General features: G+C 76.2%; 15 protein-coding genes. 10 read left to right on the top strand and 5 right to left on the bottom strand.

Features of this window, described 5'->3' with window-relative positions; genetic code table 11:
* Positions 1-34: 34 nt before the first annotated feature.
* The 7 genes from J2S46_RS38285 to J2S46_RS38255 all read left to right on the top strand — a co-directional run bounded on the left by J2S46_RS38285 (position 35) and on the right by J2S46_RS38255 (position 10,286).
* The gene (locus tag J2S46_RS38285; RefSeq protein ID WP_191291499.1) at positions 35-4,285 is read left to right on the top strand and encodes a glycoside hydrolase family 38 N-terminal domain-containing protein; all 4,251 of its coding nucleotides are present in this window, start codon (positions 35-37) and stop codon (positions 4,283-4,285) included.
* Positions 4,285-5,085 (top strand): DUF7158 domain-containing protein, encoded by an 801-nt coding sequence (locus tag J2S46_RS38280; protein ID WP_191291500.1) that lies wholly within the window; start codon positions 4,285-4,287, stop codon positions 5,083-5,085. Before J2S46_RS38285 ends, J2S46_RS38280 begins: the two co-directional genes overlap by 1 nt.
* Before the next feature lie 117 nt (positions 5,086-5,202).
* Entirely contained in the window at positions 5,203-5,985 is a 783-nt protein-coding gene (locus tag J2S46_RS38275; protein ID WP_191291501.1) for an SGNH/GDSL hydrolase family protein, read from the top strand.
* Between the two features lie 239 nt (positions 5,986-6,224).
* The gene (locus J2S46_RS38270) at positions 6,225-6,893 is read left to right on the top strand and encodes a hypothetical protein (RefSeq protein ID WP_191291502.1); all 669 of its coding nucleotides are present in this window, start codon (positions 6,225-6,227) and stop codon (positions 6,891-6,893) included.
* A 137-nt stretch (positions 6,894-7,030) separates the two neighbouring features.
* A complete protein-coding gene (locus J2S46_RS38265) occupies positions 7,031-7,666 on the top strand; it encodes a hypothetical protein (protein ID WP_191291503.1) in 636 nt (211 codons plus the stop codon).
* Between the two features lie 239 nt (positions 7,667-7,905).
* Positions 7,906-8,964, top strand: coding sequence for a MerR family transcriptional regulator (locus J2S46_RS38260; protein ID WP_229912940.1), 1,059 nt, complete (start codon positions 7,906-7,908; stop codon positions 8,962-8,964).
* A gap of 77 nt (positions 8,965-9,041) precedes the next feature.
* The gene (locus tag J2S46_RS38255) at positions 9,042-10,286 is read left to right on the top strand and encodes an NAD(P)/FAD-dependent oxidoreductase (RefSeq protein ID WP_191291504.1); all 1,245 of its coding nucleotides are present in this window, start codon (positions 9,042-9,044) and stop codon (positions 10,284-10,286) included.
* A 74-nt stretch (positions 10,287-10,360) separates the two neighbouring features.
* On the opposite strand, the gene J2S46_RS38250 is transcribed toward J2S46_RS38255, so the two are convergent.
* On the bottom strand, positions 10,361-10,984 hold the full coding sequence (locus tag J2S46_RS38250) for a MarR family winged helix-turn-helix transcriptional regulator (RefSeq protein ID WP_229912941.1): 624 nt from the start codon (positions 10,982-10,984) through the stop codon (positions 10,361-10,363).
* Between the two features lie 253 nt (positions 10,985-11,237).
* Between J2S46_RS38250 and J2S46_RS38245 the strand changes: the two genes are divergently transcribed.
* The gene (locus tag J2S46_RS38245) at positions 11,238-13,385 is read left to right on the top strand and encodes an MMPL family transporter (protein ID WP_191291505.1); all 2,148 of its coding nucleotides are present in this window, start codon (positions 11,238-11,240) and stop codon (positions 13,383-13,385) included.
* A gap of 139 nt (positions 13,386-13,524) precedes the next feature.
* On the opposite strand, the gene J2S46_RS38240 is transcribed toward J2S46_RS38245, so the two are convergent.
* Positions 13,525-13,962, bottom strand: a complete 438-nt coding sequence (locus J2S46_RS38240; RefSeq protein ID WP_191291506.1) for a ribosomal maturation YjgA family protein — start codon at positions 13,960-13,962, stop codon at positions 13,525-13,527.
* A gap of 173 nt (positions 13,963-14,135) precedes the next feature.
* Here J2S46_RS38240 and J2S46_RS38235 point away from each other — a divergent pair, with 173 nt between their 5' ends.
* Both J2S46_RS38235 and J2S46_RS38230 read left to right on the top strand, forming a co-directional pair.
* On the top strand, positions 14,136-15,560 hold the full coding sequence (locus tag J2S46_RS38235) for a DUF2252 domain-containing protein (protein ID WP_370882290.1): 1,425 nt from the start codon (positions 14,136-14,138) through the stop codon (positions 15,558-15,560).
* Between the two features lie 247 nt (positions 15,561-15,807).
* Entirely contained in the window at positions 15,808-16,836 is a 1,029-nt protein-coding gene (locus J2S46_RS38230; RefSeq protein WP_191291507.1) for a phosphotransferase family protein, read from the top strand.
* A gap of 57 nt (positions 16,837-16,893) precedes the next feature.
* Here J2S46_RS38230 and J2S46_RS38225 read toward each other — a convergent pair whose 3' ends face one another.
* From J2S46_RS38225 to J2S46_RS38215, 3 genes are all read right to left on the bottom strand, one after another.
* Entirely contained in the window at positions 16,894-17,637 is a 744-nt protein-coding gene (locus tag J2S46_RS38225) for an SDR family NAD(P)-dependent oxidoreductase (protein WP_191291508.1), read from the bottom strand.
* Between the two features lie 245 nt (positions 17,638-17,882).
* Positions 17,883-19,451, bottom strand: coding sequence for an MFS transporter (locus J2S46_RS38220; RefSeq protein ID WP_229912942.1), 1,569 nt, complete (start codon positions 19,449-19,451; stop codon positions 17,883-17,885).
* A complete protein-coding gene (locus tag J2S46_RS38215; RefSeq protein ID WP_191291510.1) occupies positions 19,444-19,707 on the bottom strand; it encodes a hypothetical protein in 264 nt (87 codons plus the stop codon). Before J2S46_RS38215 ends, J2S46_RS38220 begins: the two co-directional genes overlap by 8 nt.
* Positions 19,708-19,747: the final 40 nt, after the last annotated feature.

Below are 19,747 nucleotides of genomic sequence, written 5' to 3'. Positions count from 1 at the left end.
GCCCGCACCCCCGTACGCCGAGAGGACCACGCCCGTGCCGGTCAGCATCACCGACGTCGTCAGCACCGACCTGTTCGTCGGAACCGAGGAGGCGCCGCGCCAGGTGCTCCGGGTCACGGTGGCGGGCCCGCCCGCCCGGGTCGCCGTCACCGGCCCGGGTGTCCACGGCGAGGCCGTGGGCACGGGCGTCGTCGAGGTGCCGCTCGCCGTCACCGGGGCGGCGCCGGGCCGCGAGCTGCCGGTGGTGGTCACGGCGGGCGGGGCCCGGCGGGAGGCGAGCATCACCGTCGCCGAGCCCGGCTGGACCATGTACCTCGTCTCGCACTTCCACTACGACCCGGTCTGGTGGAACACCCAGGCCGCCTACACCTCGCCCTGGGAGCTGCTGGCGGGCGACGCCACCACCCGGCCGCTCTGGGAGCGCAACGGCTTCGCGCTGGTCGAGGCGCACCTGGACCTCGCCCTGCGCGACCCGGTCTACCGCTTCGTGCTGGCCGAGATCGACTACCTGAAGCCGTTCTTCGACCAGCACCCGGAGCGGCGGGCCGATCTGCGCCGTCTGCTGGACAGCGGCCAGCTGGAACTGGTCGGCGGCACCTACAACGAGCCCAACACCAACCTGACGGGCGCCGAGACCACCATCCGCAACATCGTCCACGGCGTCGCCCACCAGCGCGACATCCTCGGCGGCGACCCGCGGACCGCCTGGCAGCTCGACGTCTTCGGCCACGACCCGCAGTTCCCCGGCTACCTGGCGGCCGCCGGGCTGACCGGCAGTGCCTGGGCCCGCGGGCCGTTCCACCAGTGGGGACCGATCCAGAAGAACTTCGGCGCGGCCAAGGACGACGCCCGGGTGATGCAGTTCCCGAGCGAGTTCGAGTGGATCTCGCCGTCCGGCCTCGGGGTGCTCACCCACTACATGCCGCACCACTACTCGGCCGGCTGGTGGATGGACTCCGCGCCCGACCTGGCCGCCGCCGAGCAGGCCGTGTACGAGCTGTACCGCAAGCTGAAGCCGGTGAGCGCCGGCCGGAACCTGCTGCTCCCGGTCGGCACCGACTACACTCCGCCGAACAAGTGGGTCACCGAGGTCCACCGCTCCTGGGCCGCCAAGTACCGCTGGCCGAGGTTCGTCTGCGGCACCCCGCGGGACTTCCTGACCGCCGTCCGCGCCGAGTTGGCCGCCACCGGGCGGCGGCCGAGCCCGCAGACCCGGGACATGAACCCGGTCTACACCGGCAAGGACGTCTCGTACATCGACACCAAGCAGGCGCAGCGGGCCGGCGAGGTCGCGGCGGTCGACGCCGAGAAGCTCGCCACCCTCGCGGTGCTGGAGGGGCTCGGCGGCTACCCCGACGCGGCGCTGGACAAGGTCTGGCGCCAACTCGCCTACGGCGCCCACCACGACGCGATCACCGGGTCGGAGTCCGACCAGGTGTACATCGATCTGCTGGCCGGCTGGCGCGAGGCGCACGACCTGGCCGCCGGCGTCCGGGACACCGCGCTCGACGCGCTGCTGTCCCGGGTCGACAGCACCGGCGAGGGCACGGCCGTGGTGGTCGCCAACACGCTGTCCTTCGACCGGTCCGGGCCGGTGGCGCTACGGCTGCCGGCCGGCTTCGACGGCGGCCGGGTGCTGGACGACACCGGCACCGAGCTGCCCTGCGCGGTGGAGCTGGGCACCCTGCGCTTCCTGGCCTCGGACGTGCCCGCGCTGGGCTGGCGCAGCTGGCGGTTGCTGCCGGGCCGGCCGGGGGCCGCCGCACCCCTCTGGAGCGCCCGGCCGGGCCTCGTCGTCGAGAACGAGCACTACCGGGTGACCGCCGACCCGGCCCGGGGCGGCGGCCTGGTCAGCATCCTGGAGAGGGCGCACGGGCGGGAGTTGCTGCGCGCGGGCGCGGTCGGCAACGAGCTGCGGGTGTACGAGGAGTACCCGTCCCATCCGGACTTCGGCGAAGGCCCCTGGCACCTGCTCCCGCGGGGCCCGGTGGTGGGTGCCTCGCGGGCGCCGGCCACCGTGCGGGCCCAGTCCGGGCCGCTCGGCGAGCGGCTGGTCGTGACCGGCGACGTGGACGGCATCCGGTACGAGCAGACCGTCACCCTGTGGCGCGGCGTGCCACGGCTGGACTGCCGGACCCGGGTGGTCGACCAGCGCGGCGCGGACCGGCTGCTCAGGCTGCGGTTCCCGCTGGACCTGCCCGGCGCGCTGCCGGTCAGCGAGGTGGCCGGGGCCGTGGTCGGCCGCGGCTTCGCCCTGCCGGACGTCGACGCGGCCGAGGCACCGTGGACCTTGGACAACCCCGCCAACACCTGGTTCGGGCTGGGCTCGACCGCCCGGGTCTCGCTCACCGACGCCACCGGCGCACCGGTCGGCGAGCGCGCGCTGGGCGTGGCCGAGGTCGTGGTCCGCGACCTCGACGCCGCCGCCGGGGCCCGCGAGCTGGTGGTGGCCCTGGCCCGGGTGGGGGTCACGGCGACCACCGCGGCGGCCGACTGGGCCCGCTACGGCTGGCTGGACGTCGACTCCAACCTGCCGGACTTCCGGATCGTCCTGGGCGGCCCGGAACAGAACGCCGTGACACGGGAGTTGCTGGAGCGTGCCGGCGCCGGCCACGCCGCCGAACTCGCCCTGCGCGGACGGGTCTGGGTGCCCGCCGAGAAGCCGCTCGCCGAGGTCTGGCGGCCCAACGCGGATCTGCGCGACCTCCGGGCGCTCCCGGCGCTGATCGTCCTGGACGGTGAACTCGAAGCGCTGGTGGCGGACTTCGCGGATGCCCGGGTCTCGGCCGGCTGCCCGGGCCCGGTCCAGGCCGGCGAGCTGCTCACCGACCGGACGGCGGCCCTGCTCACCTACGGCCTGCCCGGCTTCGCGGTGGACCCGTCCGGGGCGCTGCACCTGTCCCTGCTGCGCTCGTGCACCGGCTGGCCCTCGGGCATCTGGATCGATCCGCCGCGGCGCACCGCCCCGGACGGCTCCTCCTTCCAACTCCAGCACTGGACGCACGACTTCCACTACGCCCTGGTGTCCGGCGAGGGCGACTGGCGCGAGCTCCGGCTGCCCTCGCAGGGCCAGGAGTTCAACCACCCGCTGTATGCCCGGCTCCTCGACCCGCACCCGGGCCCGCTCCCGGCGACCCGGTCCTACCTGCGGGTCCACCCGGCCCGCGAGGTGCTGCTCGGCGCGCTGAAGCCGGCCGGCAACCCCGTCGCGCACGGCAGCGCCGACCACCCGGACCCGGCGGCCGGCGTCACCGTCCGCCTGCTGGAGTCGACCGGCCTCGGCCGGACCGCGCGGCTCGACGGCGCCCTGCGGCTGCGCCGGCTGCACCCCGCCGACCTGCTGGAACGCCCGACCGGCGGGCCGATGGAGGAGGCCGCCGCAGCCCGGGGCGTACCGCTGGCCGGCTCCGCGGTGGCGACCCTGGTGGGTGTGCCTGTTCCCGCCGGCCCGTCCGGCACGCGCGAGGCCGGCGGGCCGTCGGGTCGCGCCCCGCTCGGCCCCTCGGCCGAGGTGGCGCAGCCGGTGCACGCCCGGTACTGGCTGCACAACCGCGGTCCGGCCCCGATGGGCTACCTGCCCGTGTCGGTCGGTGTCTCACCGGGCCTGCTGCGGACGGACGGTGAGCCGGTCGAGATCTCGGTGGTGCTCGCCTCGCAGCTGCGGGACACGGAGACCGAGGGGACGGCGACCGTACTGGCCCCGGAGGGCTGGCGGGTGAGCACCGGACGGCGCCCGTACCGGCTCGTGCCCGGTGGGCACCTTCGCTTCCCGGTGACGCTCACACCGCCGGCCGGGGTCGAGCCCGGACTGTACTTCGCAGCCGCCCGGATCGAGTACGGGGGACAGAGCGTCGAGGACGTCGCCACCCTCGCCGTGGGCGACCAACCGGCCCTGCGCCGGCAGCCTGACGAGGGCTTCTGGCAGCGGGACGTCACCCATGGCACGACGGCGACCGGCGGGCGGGACACCGGCCTCGCGGTGAAGTCCCTGACGACCGCCGTCCGGGTCGCCGCCGGCGGCCGTGCCGAGCTGGGCGTCGTGCTCACCAACCGCACCCGGGGCGAGATCCGCGGCGAGCTGCAGGTGGTGTCGCCCTGGGGCACCTGGGACGCGATCCACGCACCGGTCCGGGGCTTCGCCCTGCCCCCGGGCGCCACTCGGACGATCCGCTTCGAAGTCGCCCCGCCGCCCGACGCGGATCCCGCCCGGGCCTGGGCGCTCACCAAGGTGATGTGGTTCGGGCGCTGCCAGTACGCGCCCACCGTGGAACTGGTGGTGACCTGATGACGCATCGCCACGGCAAGCCCGATCCCGCGGTGCTGGGATTTCTGGACGGCCGCCCCCTGCCCCGGGCGGAACTCGACCGCAGGCTCGCCGGGATGCGCGCCGGCCCGCGGTCCTCCGCCCTGCCGCTCGCCGGCTCCGCCGAGGACCGGCAGCTGACCCGGTGGGTCGCCCAGGTCCTGCTCACCGAGCGGCTCTGCGAGGCCGAGGCCGCCGAACGCGGGCTGGCCCCGTCGGCCGACCCGCCCGTCCGGCTCGACCAGCGTGCCGCCGTCGAACTCGGCTCCATCACCGCGGCCGCCTTCGAGGGCAGCGCGGCCGTCCGCGCGGTGTACCGGGCGGTGACCGCCGGGGTGACGGCCGCCCCCGAGGCGGTCGCCGCGTACGCGGCGCACCGGGCGGCCGGACCGGACGCGCCGGACGGGCCCGACGCGGCCGCGCCCGACGCGCCGGCCGCCCCGGCCGCTCCGCCCTGGCGGCTCAGCACGCCGGACGGCGACTTCGACGCCCATCCCGACAGCCTGCCACGGGACTTGGCGGCGGCCCTGCGGGCGGCTCCCCCGGGCCGGCAGGTCACCGTCCGCGGGTGGACGGCGAGGCTCGTCGCGGCGGCCGCCCCGGAGCCGGCCGCCGACCCCGAGCCGGCCGCCGACCCGGCCATCGAGCGGCGGGCCGATGCGGCTCGGCGGGCCGTCTTCGTCCGCTGGCTGGACGCGGCCCGGGCCCGGCGGCTGGGGCTCGTCCCCGGCCTGGAGCACCCCGGCGACCCGGCCCAGCCGGACAACCACCACCGGCACTGAGGCCGGGCCTGCCGGCCGCCTCCCGGCCACCACCGCCCGGCAGTGGCCAATCTCACGCACCGCGACCGGGCACCTACGGTGGCGTAGGTTACTTGAGACAGTGAAGTATCTCCTTCCATGGCCGACCACCAGGAGATTCTTGACCTTCGTTCGTACGCCGCCCTCGGCGACAGCTTCACCGAGGGCCTGGACGACCCGGGACCGGACGGCGTCTTCGCCGGCTGGGCCGACCGGCTCGCCGGGCTGCTCGCGGAGCGCCGCCCGGACGGCGACTTCCGCTACGCCAACCTCGCCGTCCGCGGCAGACTGCTCGACCAGATCGTCACCGAACAGGTGCCCCAGGTCCGGCGGATCGCGCCCGACCTGGTCACCTTCTGCGCCGGCGGCAACGACATCCTGCGGCCCGGCAGCGATCCGGACGAGGTGGCCGAGCGCTTCGAGGCCGCCGTCCTCGAACTGCGCGAGGCGGCGGGCACGGTGCTGATCTGCACCGGGTTCGACACCCGCGGGGTGCCGGTCCTCAAGCACCTGCGCGGGCGGATCGCCACCTACAACGGCCACCTGCGGGCGATCGCCGACCGCAACGGCTGCGCGGTGGCCGACCTCTGGTCGCTGCGGGCCGTGCACGACCGCCGGGCCTGGAGCGAGGACCGGCTGCACCTGTCCCCCGAGGGGCACCAGCGGGTCGCCCTGCTCGCCGCCCGTGCCCTCGGCATCCCGGTCGCACAGGACCCGGACGCGCCCTGGCCCGCCCGCCACGTCCCCTCACCGGCGGAGCTGCGCCGGGAGAACATCCAGTGGGCCCGCAGCTACCTGCTGCCCTGGGTCGGCCGCCGGCTGCGCGGGGAGTCCTCCGGCGACCACGTCGAGGCCAAGCGCCCGGAGCTGCTTCCGCTCTGAGCCGGTCGGGCCGGCGTGGGCCGCCGGGCGCCCCTCACCCGGGAGGCGTGCGGCGGCCCGGCGAGGGCCCTGGCGGGGATCGTGAGCCCCGGCCGGTGGAGCCTCCCGTCCGGTGCGCGGACCGGCCCGTGACGGACCGTCGGTAGACGGGACGACCCGTGACGGACTGTCGGTGGGTGGTCGTAGGGTCGTGCCGACCGACCCACCCGAAGGCCCGCACCAGAAGGACGCCCGGACCGATGACCTCGCCCAGCACCGCCGACCACGGCGTCGCACTGACCGAACGCGCCATCAGCTCCGTCGAGGCCGACCCGCTCCGGCCCGTCCTCGACCACAACCGGTTCGCCGGCCCCTGGCTCACGCAGGGGCGGGCGCAGCCCGTCCCTGCCGCGGCGCTGGCCGCGCTCACCCTCCCCGGCGGGCGGGCCCTCTCGCCGAGCCTGCTCCGCTGGCTGGCGTTCGACAGCGGATTCCTGCGCCGTTCCGGCTGGTTCGGCCCGGCGGACGGCGCCGACGGCGGCCTGACGCTCACCCCGCGCCCCCTCAACGAGATCGCCCGCGCCGAGTTCGGCGACGGCTGGGGCCGGACCTTCGACCCGCTGTCGGAGCGCTTCGCGGAGTGCTTCCTGCTGCCCGGCGGCTCCGACTCCCGGCGCGTGCTGGCCGTCGGGGAGCCGGACGAGTACGGCGAGCACCCCGTCCTCGCCCTGGACATCGACGACCTGCCGTGCGTCGAGCTGATGTACCCCGGCCTGGACGTCTACCTCGCGGACACCGCCGGGGTGATCACCGTGACGGGCCAGGGCTACTCCGCGGCCGCGAGGGACGCGCGCTACGCCGCGCGGATGCGCACCCATGCCCGCAACCACCTCGCCGGGGAGCTGTCCGAGGACTTCACCCGGTGGTAGCCGGCTCCGGCGCGGTCCCGCGGCCGGGACCCGGGGCCTCCCCCGGGCCGGCCCCGGGTGGGCGAGAATGTGGCTCGCCCGTACGCACACGGACGGGCGGCGGCGCGCCGACCGGGCGCGGAACGGGGGGAGTACCGATGAGGCGTCCAGGATTCGTGGCGACGGCCGGGGTGGCCGCGGGGGCGGCCGTCCTGCTGCTGGCGGGGTGCGGCCAGCGGAGCGCGAGCGACACGGGCTCCGGGCCGGCGACCGCCGCCGGGGCGAAGGCTCCGACCGCGGCCACCGCACCGCCCGGCATCGCCGAGCTGCAGGCGCAGCAGGACGCGCTGTTCCCGGAGGTCGCGGCCCGCTGCGCGGGCGTCAGCACGGCCTCGGCGCCGTCCCCGTCGGCCTCCGCCGACGTCGCGGGCGGGGAGCCGGACGACCCGTGGGCGCGGAAGTACGCCGAGAACCACGCCTACCGGCAGACCGTGGACCTGAGCCCGCAGTCCCGGTGCCGGGGCGACGCCCACGCGGCGCGGATCACGACGGCGCTCAGGGCCACCGGCCGGGCCGCCGTCCTCGGCGAGGCCGAGCTGCGGGCGGAGCTGGACCGGCTGGGCTATCCGACGCGGGGCGGCGAGGTGCACAGTTCGGGCGGCACGGTCGGCTTCTCGCTGTGGATCCCGGGGTCGGGCCCCTGCCTGACCGGGACGCTGGGGGCCATCCCGCGGGTCCAGGCGCACGGTTCTTACCTGGAGGGTGGCTGCAACGAACCCCAGGGCGGCCACTGAAGGCCTACGGGCCACCGGGGGCGCGGTGACCGGCCGACGAGTCCGAGCGCCGGGGCGACGCGCCGCCCTCTCCGGCGCAGCACACGCACCCGGCCCGGGTCAACACGCCCCGTCGCCGTTTTGGATCTCACCGGATTCCGGCGCATCGTGGAGGGGACGTCGCATCGATCCCGCAGCGGTCCGGGCCGCACGGGGGCCGGGAGCGGCCGGACGGTGCCCGAGCGGCCCTGGAGGTCCGGATGGCGAGGCGGTTGTCCCAGCACGGCGGGGCGGGCGCGCCCGCGCGGCCGTCCCCCGCGCCATCCGCAGGCCCGGCAGGCCCGGACGCCGCTGTCCAGGACGACATGGTGGCCGCCGAGGGGGCGGGGATCAGCACGGGCGCGCTGGCCCGTCGGCTGGGCGTCTCGCCGACGACCATCCGCAGCTGGGAGCGCCGCTACGGGATCGGCCCCGAGCGGCACAGTCCGGGCCACCACCGGCGGTACCTCCCGCCGGACGTCGAGCGGCTCGAACTCATGTGCCACCTGACCGCCCAGGGACTGCCGCCGGCCGAGGCCGCCCGGGTCTGCAAGCGCCCACCCGGCGCCGCCCCGGCAGCGGCCGAGGACCAGCCGGCCCAGCGGACCGGCGGCGGCCACACCCTGCCCGTCGGCCCGGCCGGCGCGCTCTGCCGGGGGCTGGCCCGGGCCGCCGTCCGGCTCGACGACCCCGCGATGCACGAACTCCTGGCGACCGGTCTCGCCACGCACGGCGTGGTGGCCACCTGGGAGGAGCTCGCCGCCCCCGTGCTCCGCGCCGTCGGCGCCAAGTGGGCGGTCTCCGGCGGGCGGTACGTGGAGGTGGAGCACCTGCTGTCCTGCGCCATCGGCCGCGCCCTGCAACGGGTCGGCCCGGACACCCCGCCGGAAGACCCGGGCCGGCGGGCCGTCCTGCTGGCCGCCGCGCCCGAGGAGATGCACGTGCTGCCGCTGCAGGCGCTGGCCGCGGCCCTGACCGAACGCGGCATCCCGGTACGCCTGTTCGGAGCGGGCGTCCCGACGGTGGGGCTGACCGCGGCGGTCGTGCGCACCGGCCCCGCCGCGGTCGTGCTGTGGAGCCAGAGCCGGACGAGCGCCGACCCCCGCGGCCTGGCCGCGCTGAGCACCGCCGAATGGGGCCAGCCCGGCGCCCGCCAGCGGGCCGCCCTGTACGCCGCCGGGCCGGGCTGGAGCGGCCGTGACCTGCCGCCCGGGGTCACCCGGCTGCACTCGCTCAGCCAGGCCGTCGGCGAACTGGAGCGGCCCGGCCCGGCGCGCTGATCCCGGCCCGGCGGCCGGTCAGGATCTAGGGTCGGTGCCGGATCCCTGACAGCAGGTCACCCGAGAGGCGGCGCGAGATGCCGGCAGAGCCCACCCGAGAACACGACGTCCTGGTGGTCGGCGCGGGGGTGTCCGGCCTCGCCTGCGCCCTCGACCTGCGCGCGGCCGGCCTGGACGTGCTGCTGGTGGAGCAGGCCGAGGCGGTCGGGGGCCGGGTGCGCACCGACCGGCGCGGCGGCTTCCTGCTGGACCGCGGCTTCCAGGTGTTCAACACCTCGTACCCGCAGGTGAAGCGGCGGCTCCGGCTGGCCGAGCTGCGCCTGCGCCCGTTCACCCCGGGTGTGCTGGTGCAGACCCCGCGCGGCCGGCTGCGGTTCACCGATCCCACCCGGCGCCCCCGGGCCGCCGCGGACCTGCTGCCCGGGCGGCTCGGGTCCGGCCGGGACATCGCCGCGCTCGGCCTGCTCGGCGCCCGGGACGGGCTGCTGCCGCCGGCCCTGCTGCGCCGGGGCCGGGACACCTCCACCCGGTCGGCCCTCGCCGCGGCGGGGATCTCGCCCGCCTTGGTGGAGGACTTCCTCCGGCCGTTCCTGTCCGGCGTCTTCCTGGAGGACGAGCTGGAGACCTCCGCGCGCTACTTCCACCTGGTCTGGCGCAGCATGCTGCGCGGCACCCTCTGCCTGCCGGACGCCGGCATCGGCGCGGTGCCCGCCCAGCTCGCGGCGGGCCTGCCGGCCGGGGTGCTGCGGCTCGGCACGCCGGTGCGGGAGCTGACGGCGGCCGGGGCGGCGCTCGCCGACGGGACCGAACTCCCGGCCCGGGCCGTGGTGGTGGCCACCGGTCCGGGCGCGGCCGCGGCGCTGCTGCCGGGGCTGGCGGTGCCGGCCACCCGTACGGTGACCACGCTGTACCACGCGGCGCCGGTGCCCCCGCTGGCCGAACCGACCCTGCTGGTGGACTCCGCGCGACGGGTGCTGAACACGGTGGTGCTCAGCGAGGTCGCGCCGGGGTACGCGACGGACGGCCGCGCGCTGGTGTCCACCTCGGTGCTGGGGGCCGCCGCGGACGGCCGGGAGGCCGAGGTGCGGTCCACGCTGGCCGGGCTGTACGGGACGGACACCTCCGGCTGGGAGCACCTCGCCTCGTACACCGTGCGGGAGGCGCTGCCGGCGATGCCGGCGCCGTGGCCGCTGATCCGCTCCAGCCGGTTCGGCGCCGGGCGCTACGTCTGCGGGGACCACCGGGCGACCGGCTCGCTGCAGGGGGCGATGGCCTCCGGGACGAGGGCGGCGCGTGAGGTCCTCCAGGACCTGGGCCGCTGAGCCCGCCGACCCGTGAGGAGCGGTGCGGGCCCGCCGGACGGCCGGGCGGCCCGGCCCGCAGCGGTCCGGCGCGGTCAGCCGGCGGCGTCCGGGCCGGCCTCGGGAGCGGTCCTCCGCTCCTGGCGCAGGGCGGCGAGTTCCTCGGTCATCCGGCCCAGGAACCGTGCCACCACCTGCAGTTCCGCGGGCGTGAAGTCCGCCCGGACGATGTCGGTCCGCTCGGCCACCGGCGTGAACCAGGCGGTGGCGATCCGGCTGGCGCCCGGGTTGTAGTGCACCCGGACCTGCCTGCGGTCGGCGCTGTCGCGGCTGCGGTGCACGTGGCCGGCCCGCTCCAGGCGGTCCAGGACGGCCGTCACCGCGCCGGAGGTGATCCCCAGCTCCTCGCGGAGCAGCCCCGGCGTCACGGCCGCGGCCTCCGCGGGCGGCCCGGTGCCGATCCGGGCGGCCGGCTCGGTGCCCGCGGTCCCGGTCCCGGCCCCGCCGGGGCCGGCGCCGCGCATCACGGCCAGCAGCGCCTGGACGTCGGTGGCGTGCAGGCCCTGCGAGGCGGCGAAGTCGTGTCCGAGCAGGTTCATCTCGGAGGCCAGCCCCTGGAGCAGCCGGCCGAGCTCCCGGCGTTCGATCTGCCGGTCGGCCTTGGCCTCGCCCGTGGTCTCGGGCCCGGGTACCGGCGCGTGCTGCTGGGGCAAGGTCACCTTCCGTCCGTACGGTCGCAGGAGCCGGACGCGCCCGCCGTGGGCCCCAGCCTAGACCGCCCGGGGAGCGGGCCCGTGGCGTCGTACCGGCCGACGCCGGTCGGTCACGGACACCGAGCGCGACCGGGCCCGGGCGGGGCGGGGGCGGGGGCAGAAAGAAGTTCAACGATTAAGTCTCTCAATCATTGAGATACTATTCCCGCGTCGGGCCCGCCGCCGGCTGCACGCCGGACACGCACGAAGGACTTCCGCCATGACGAGATCAACCCGCCGTACCCGCTTCCTGATCCCCTTGCTCCTGCTGGTCGCCTGGCTGGGCCTCGGCGGCGCCTTCGGCTCCTACGCCGGCAAGCTGGGCGAGGTCTCCACCAACGACAGCGCGGCCTTCCTGCCGCAGAGCGCGGAGTCCACCGAGGTGGTCCGGCTGCGCAAGGCCTTCGAACGGGACGCCACGCTCCCGGTCGTGGTGGTCTGGCAGGCCGACGGCGACGGCCGGGTCACCGCCGAACAGCGGACCGCCGCAGACTCGGCGCTGCGCGCCGCCGCCCGGGTCCCCGGCGCGACCGGCACCGTCTCGCCCGCCCTGCCCTCCGAGGACGGACGGGCGCTGTCCGGTGTGGTCGCGCTCCGCGCCGACCTCGGCCGGACGGTCGGTGACAGCGTGTCGGCCGTCCGCGCGCAGGTCGAGGGGGTGCCGGGCACCACCGTCGGGCTGGCCGGGCCGGCCGCCCTGCAGAGCGACCTGGGCAGCGCCTTCGCCGGGATCGACGGGATCCTGCTCGGGGTGGCCCTCGGCGTCGTCCTGGTGATCCTGCTCGCGGTGTACCGCAGCGTGGTGCTGCCGCTGCTGGTGATCATCGGCGCGGTGTTCGCGCTCGGGGTCTCCTGCGCCGTCGTCTACGTACTGGCCAAGCACGGGATCGTCCGGGTGGACGGCCAGATCCAGGGCCTGCTGTCGATCCTGGTGATCGGCGCCGCCACCGACTACGCCCTGCTGCTGTCGGCCCGGTTCCGCGAGGAGCTGCAACTGCGCCAGGACCGCTGGACGGCGATGCGGATCGCCTGGCGCCAGTCCGTGGAGCCGATCGCCGCCTCCGGGCTGACGGTGGCGCTCGGCCTGCTGGTGCTGCTGCTCTCCGACCTCACCAACAACCGCTCCCTGGGCCCGGTCGGAGCGATCGGGATCGGCTGCGCCGTGCTCTCCGCGCTGACCTTCCTGCCCGCCGCGCTGGTGCTGCTGGGCCGGGCCGCCTACTGGCCGGCCAGGCCGCCGGCCGACGGCCGCGTCCCGGTGCACGGCATCTGGACCCGGGTCGCCGCCCTGGTCGGACGCCGGCCGCGGGCCACCTGGGTGGCCGCGCTCGCGGTGCTGGCCGCCTGCGCCGCGTTCGCCCCCACGCTCAACGCGCAGGGCGTGCCGCAGAGCGAACTCTTCATCAAGAAGCAGCCTTCGGTGACCGCCCAGCAGCTGCTCTCGGCGCACTTCCCCGGCGGGTCCGGCAACCCGGCCGTGGTGATCGCCGAGGTCGGTGCGGCGGAGCGGACCACCGCCGCCGCGGCGGCCGTGCCGGGGGTGAGCGCGGTCCGGCCCTACACCGGCGGCGCGCCGGACGGGCCGGCCCGGGTGGCCGACGGGCGGATCAGACTGGACGTCACCCTGGCCGACGCCGCCGACAGCGACGAGGCGATGGCCACCGTCCAGCGCCTGCGGGCGGCCGTGCACTCGGTGCCGGGGGCGGACGCCAAGGTCGGGGGGTACACCGCCCAGCAGTTCGACACCCGGACGACCGCCCGGCACGACCGTACGAAGATCATCCCGGTGGTGCTGCTCTGCATCCTGGCGGTCCTGGTCCTGCTGCTGCGCTCGCTGGTCGCCCCGCTGCTGCTGGCGGCCACCGTCGCGCTCTCCTACCTGGCCACGCTCGGCGTCTGCGCGATCGTCTTCCCGCACGTGTTCGGCTTCTCCGGCACGGACCCCTCGGTACCGCTCTACGGGTACGTGTTCCTGGTGGCCCTCGGCGTGGACTACAACATCTTCCTGATGACCCGGGTCCGCGAGGAGTCGCAGCGGCACGGCACCCGGGAGGGCGTGCTGCGCGGGCTGACCGCCACCGGCGGGGTGATCACCTCGGCCGGGGTGGTGCTGGCGGCGACCTTCGCGGCGCTGGGCGTGATCCCGCTGGCCTTCCTCGCCCAGATCGCCTTCATCGTCGCCTTCGGCGTCCTGCTCGACACCCTCCTGGTGCGCTCGCTGCTGGTGCCGGCGCTGGTGTACGACCTCGGCCGGCGCACCTGGTGGCCGGCCCGGCTCGCCGCCGACGGCCCCGCCGGACGCCCCCGCGACGGCGGGCCCGCCGACCGGGCCGGCGCGGCACCGCTGGCCGACGGCGTCGGCGGCTGACGTCCGGAAGGAATCGGCGCAGGCGGCGGGGCCCGTCGGGGGCCGGCCCCTTCACCAGGATCCGAAGCCGGTCAGGGTCCGAAGCCGGTCAGGGTCCGGAGCCTGTCAGGGTCCGGAGCCTGTCAGGGTCCGGAGCCTGTCAGGGTCCGCCGGTCGCACCCAGCGGCCGTCGGACCCCACCCGCGAGCCTCCGCACCGCCGAGTGCGCCGACCAGGCGAACGAGGCTCCCACCAGGTACCAGAACAGGTCGGGCGGGTTGAAGGTGGAGCCGAGCACCAGCCGCGCGAGGGTACTGCGCCCCGACAGCTCGGCCGGCACACCGGTGAGTTGGGCGAACTCCACCGCCCAACTGGCCGCCAGCGCGAGCGCGGCGGCGGCGCCCGGGCGGATCCGCGGCGCGAGCAGCACCACGAGCGCGTGGAGGAGCACGGTGTAGAGCGCGTCACCGGCGTACTTGGCCGGCTCCGCGCCCGCCACCGCCCGCACTCCCAGCCCTGCCGCCACCGTCAGCAGGGCCGCCAGGCCCGCGCCCACCCGGACCGTGACGAGGCCGGTGTCCCCCCGGAGATCGCTCATGGCCGCCACCCTACGACGACCCGGCGGGGCGGCCGCCGCCGCTACCCCGGACTCCGGCTGTCGGCGGCCCACCGCAGGTGGGTAGCCTTCATCGCGACAGGGGCGGCCCGCCGTGGGCGGCGGCGCGTGGATCGGACGGGGCGGTAGCGGTGGGGCTGACGGAAACGACGTATGTGGCGGACGCCGACGGGGCGGCGGGCGCGCCGACGCCCCCGCACGGGTTCGCGGTGGCGGGGTTCGCCCCCAGACCCGGCGGGTCCTCGGCCAAGCGGCGGGGCAAGGTGCTGCGGCAGAACGCGACCCGGGAGCAGCACGCCGAGTTCGCCCCGGCCGCCGACCGGCCCGGCGCGGTGGAGGCCATCGAGGCCTCCAACGCCGGCCGGCTGGAGCACCTGGTGCCGATCCGGCTCGGCCGGATGTCGGCCACACCGTTCGCCTTCCTGCGCGGCTCGGCCGGCCTGATGGCGGCGGACCTCGCGCACACCCCCACCAGCGGGATCACCGCCCAGCTGTGCGGTGACGCGCACGCGGCCAACTTCGGGCTGTACGGCGACGCCCGGGGCCGGCTGGTGATGGACATCAACGACTTCGACGAGACCGTGCCCGGCCCCTGGGAGTGGGACCTCAAGCGGCTCGCCACCAGCCTGGTGCTGGCCGCGCGCGAGGTGGGCGCCGACGAACAGGTCGCCCGCCAGGCCGCGTTCGAGTCGGCCGGCTCCTACCGCCGGACGATGCGGGCGCTCGCCAAGCTGCCCGCGCTGGACGCCTGGAACGCGGTCGCCGACGAGCACCTGGTGGCGGTCACCGACGCCCACGAGCTGACCGAGGTGCTCAACAAGGTCTCGGCCAAAGCGCTGGGCAACACCAGTGCCCGCTTCGCGGCCAAGTCCACGGTGCGCGAGGCGGAGGGCCGCTGGCGCTTCACGGCCGCTCCCCCGGTGCTCAGCCAGGTGCCGTACGAGCTCGCCGCCTCGGTCGCCGCCTCGCTGGCACCGTACGCCGACACCGTGCCGGCGGAGCTGCGTCCGCTGCTCTCCCGCCACCACGTGCAGGACGTGGCCTTCCGGGTGGTCGGCACCGGCAGCGTCGGCACCCGTTCGTACGTGGTGCTGCTGACCGACCACCGGGACAAGCCGCTGGTCCTGCAGGTGAAGGAGGCCCGGCCGTCGGTGCTGCTGCCGCACCTGGCCAGGGCCGGCTACCCCGTCCGCGAGGTGCCGGCGCACGAGGGGCAGCGGGTGGTGCTCGGCCAGAAGCGGATGCAGGTGGTCAGCGACACCCTGCTCGGCTGGACCACCGTGGACGGACTGCCCTACCAGGTAAGGCAGTTCCGCAACCGCAAGGGCAGCGTCGACCCGGCCGCGCTGCTCCCCGCCCAGCTGGACGACTACGCCCGGATCACCGGCGCGCTGCTGGCCCGGGCGCACGCGCACACCGCCGAGCCGGAGCTGATCAGCGGGTACTGCGGCAAGAGCGAGGCGCTGGACGAGGCGGTCGCCGCCTTCGCGGTGGCCTACGCCGACCGGACCGAGGCGGACCACGCCGACCTGGTCGCCGCCATCCGCAGCGGCCGGCTGGCCGCCGAGTCGGGGGTCTGAGCACCCGGCCCCAACCGGACCGAGCCGCACCGCAGGACCAGGACGGCCGTCGCCCACGCGACGGCCGTCCGGCCGTTGTTGACCAGGGCCGGGGCATCCCGATAGCGTCCCGATGTCCCGGAGAACGCTCTCCCTCCGGCCGCGCCGCCCCCGCCGGCCGGACGCCTCGGGCCGGCACCTCGCGGGCACGGGCGGCACCGGCCCCCGGGCACGGCCGGCCCGGGAGCACCAGCCGCGAGAGGGCCCCATGCACAGCCCCACGAAGCAACAGCTCGGCCTGGAGGAGATCCGCGCCGTCGTCGCCGCATCCTGCGCCCCGGGCACCGAGGTGACCGAGGTCGAGGAGCTCACCGGTGGCACCTTCAACGCCGCCTACCGGCTCACCCTCGGCCCGTCGGGGCGGACGGCCGTCCTCAAGATCTCGCCACCGCCCGCGACCCCGCTGCTCACCTACGAGCACGGGCTGATGCGGACCGAGACCGAGTTCTACCGACTGACGGCCGACCACACCGAGGTGACGGTCCCCGAGGTGATCGCGGCCGACTTCGACCGGCGACTGGTCGACGGCGACTACCTGTTGATGTCCCACCTCCCGGGGACCGGCTGGGACCGCGCCCGCCCTGGACTGAGCGACGCCGACCAGGCCCGACTGCGCCGTGACCTGGGCGAGTTGACCGCCCGGCTGCGCGCCGTCCGGGGCACCGGCTTCGGCTACCCGCAGCACGGGCTGCTGCCCGGCTGGCGGGCCGCCTTCGGCCGGATGCTGGACGACGTGCTCGCCGACGCCGCCCGGTACGCCGTGGCCCTGCCCGTCGAACCGGGGCAGCTGCTGGGCCTGGTCCGCGAGCGCGCCTGGCTGCTCGACGCGGTGAGCGTCCCCTCGCTGGTCCACTTCGACCTCTGGGAGGGCAACGTCCTGCTCGCCGAAGTGGCCGGACGGCCGTCGATCAGCGGTGTCATCGACGGTGAACGGGCGTTCTGGGGCGACCCGCTGGCCGATCTGGTGTCCCCCTCGCTGTTCGGCGACATCGCGGCGGACGCCGACTTCCTGGCGGGGTACCGCGCGGTGGTCGGACCGGACTTCGAGATCACCCCCGAGGCCGCCGGGCGGATCGACCTGTACCGGATCTACCTGGACCTGATCATGCTGGTCGAGGCCACCCCGCGCGGTTACGACCCGGCCGAGCACGAGCCGTTCGCCGAACTCGTCCGGGCCGACCTGCGCGCCGCGCTGGGACGGCTCCGCGCGGTACCGGCGGCACCGCCCGCCGACTGACCGCCGACGGTGGCCCGGTGGGCGGGCCGACCGAAGGGCCGGCCCGCCCACCGGCGCTCAGGCCGCGTACCCGCCGTCCACCAGGATCGCCGAACCGGTGACGTACCGGCCGCCCTCCCCCGCCAGGTGGGCCACCATGGCGGCCACCTCCGGCGGCGTCCCGAACCGTCCGAGGGCGGTCAGGCCCGCCTGCAGCTCGCCGGCCGGGCCGTCGGCGGGGTTCATCCCGGTGTCGATCGGGCCGGGCTGCACCAGGTTGGCCGTGATTCCCCGGGGGCCCAGTTCACGGGCGAGCGACCTGATCAGCCCGTTCAGCGCGCTCTTGCTCATCCCGTACAACGAGCCGCCGGCGAAGGCGCTGCGTTCCGACATGCAACTGCCGACGGTGATGATCCGGCCGCCCTCGGCCATGTGCCGCAGCACCGCCTGGACGGCCAGGAACGGCGCCCGGACGTTGACCTCCAGTACGCGGTCGACGTCGGCGACCGACATGTCCTCGACCGGCCCGAGGACGCCGATCCCGGCGTTGTTGACCAGGATGTCGAGGCGCCCGAACTCGGCAGCGGCCAGGTCAACCGCCGCGCGCACGGCAGCCGGGTCGGCGCTGTCGGCCTGCACCGCCAGGCCCCGGCGGCCGAGCGCCTTGATCCGGTCCACCACGCCGGCCGCGCGCTCGGCGTTGCCCAGGTAGGTCAGCGCGACGTCGGCACCGTCCTCGGCCAGCCGCAGGGCCACCGCCGCACCGATCCCCCGGCTGCCGCCGGTCACCAGAGCCACCTTGCCGTCCAGTACCGCAGTCATGTTCGCTCTTCTTTCCTCGTCGGCCGTGCGGACATGACGATGCTGTCGGTTCGTCCACGAGGAGTCCGGCGGCAATCGGACGTGACGTTCGGGGGCATTCGGGGGTGTTCGGGGGCGTCCGGAGCCCGGGTCGCCGACGCGGGACCGGGTGTGACGGCTGCACAGGGACCGGGCCGGGGCAGGGACCGGGCCGGGGCAGGGCCGGGGGCCGCGCGGGGCGGCGCTCCACGCGGACCACCGACAGCTCAGCCCGGCGCGGGCCCGTCCGGCCGCCCCGGGCCGGCCGCGGGCACCCGGGTGGCCGGCTCGCGCGGCCCCCGGTGGTCGACCGGCGGCGGAGGGGACGGCTTTGGTGCGAACGGCAGCGGAGCCGGCGGCAGGGGTGCGACCGGCCCGGGTGCGACCGGCAGCGGGGACGCTTCGGCCGCGCGGGCCGCGAACACCGACACCACCACCGCCGCCGCCGCGATCGCCGCGCAGGTGGCGCTCGCGTAGAAGTACGCCGTGCGATGCCCGGAGCCGTCACCGGCGGAGGTGCCGCGCAGGTACACCCCGGACAGCGCCGACACCCCGACCGCCGCCGCGATCCGCTGGGCCATCTGCAGGATCGCGCCGCCGACCCCGGCCGCCTCGGGCGGCGCGTGCCGCAGCACCGCGGCCTGGTTGGGCGCGTTGACCAGGCCCACGGCGATCCCGGCGCAGAACTGGACCAGGGCGAGGACCACCGGCAGCACGGCGGCCGGCACCCGGAGCGCGACCAGGCCACCGGCCAGCAGGGCGACGGCGGAGAGCGCCATCCCGGCCGTGACGGTGTGCCGGCCGAACCGCCGGACCACCCGCCAGGCCAGCGCGGAGGACAGCCCCATGGCCAGCGCGGCCGGCAGGCTGACCAGGGCCGCGCCCATCGGCGACATCCCGAGGCCGTCCTGCAGGAACATGATCAGCACCAGCCCGGCCGCGATCGAGGAACCGAACTGCGCCATCGCGACCACCGTGCCGAGCGCGAACGGCCGGGAGCGGGCCAGCGCCGGATGGACCAGCGGGTGCCGGCCAGCCCGGGCGTAGCGGCGCTGCCAGTGGACGAACAGGACGGTGAGCGCACCCGCCGCGAGCAGGTAGCCGACCGCGCCCGGAACGCCCGGCGGTCGGACGAAGGGCACCATGACGACCAGGGTCAGGGCGGCCACCAGCACGAGCCCGACCGGGTCGAGGTCGGGATGCCCGGTGCTGGAGCGCGGCGGCGGCAGGAAGCGGGCGGCCAGGAAGAGGGTCAGCAGGCCGAACGGGACGTTCAGCAGGAAGGTCAGCCGCCAGCCGTCCTGCGCGCCCGCCACCGCGAGGACCAGACCGCCGACCGGCGGCCCGAGCGCGGTGGCCAGCCCGCCGGTGACGGCGTAGAGGCCCAGCGCGCGGGCCCGCTGCTGACCGGTGAACACGTCCTGGATGGTGCCGATCATCTGGGAGTTGACCAGGCCGGCGCCGGCACCCTGGAGCAGCCGGGCGGCGACCAGCGTCCAGGGGTGGGTGGCGGTGGCGGAGAGCAGGCTGAATCCGGTGAAGACGGCGAGGCCGGTGATGAACAGCGTCCGGCGCCCGCGGACGTCGCCGAACCGCCCGCCGGGCACCAGGGCGAGGCCGAAGGCCAGCGAGAACCCGGCCACCACCCACTGGATCTGGGCGGACTGGGCGTGCAGCGAGTCCCGCAGGGCGGGCACCGAGGTGTTCAGGACGGACTGGTCGAGCAGGGTGGTGAATCCGGCCGCGATGCAGACGGCGAGCACCCGCCGGCCGGCCGGGTCGAAGCGCTCAGCCACGGCGCGTCCCGGCGGTCGAGGCACCGTCGGTGTCCGTGCTGGTGTCGGTGTGGCTGTTGGTGTCGCCGTTGGTGCTGGTGTCGGCATGGACGGCGGCCGTCGCGGTCCCGGTGGTCCCGGTGGTGCCAGTGGTGCCGGTGGTGCCGGTGGTGCCGGTGGTCGCGCCGGCGGCGGTGGTGGAGCCGGTCCCGGTCGCGCCGGCGGCGGCATACCCGGCCTGTGGGCCGGGACTTGGCGTACTGTCGAGCATTCCCATTTCTGTGATGTTATCCCGCTCCCGGGATGCCGCCAGAGGG

Source organism: Kitasatospora herbaricolor (assembly GCF_030813695.1).
Taxonomy (GTDB): Bacteria; Actinomycetota; Actinomycetes; order Streptomycetales; family Streptomycetaceae; genus Kitasatospora; species Kitasatospora herbaricolor.
The sequence above is the reverse complement of the archived record's forward strand: the minus strand, read 5'-3'. Positions and strand labels throughout refer to the sequence as shown.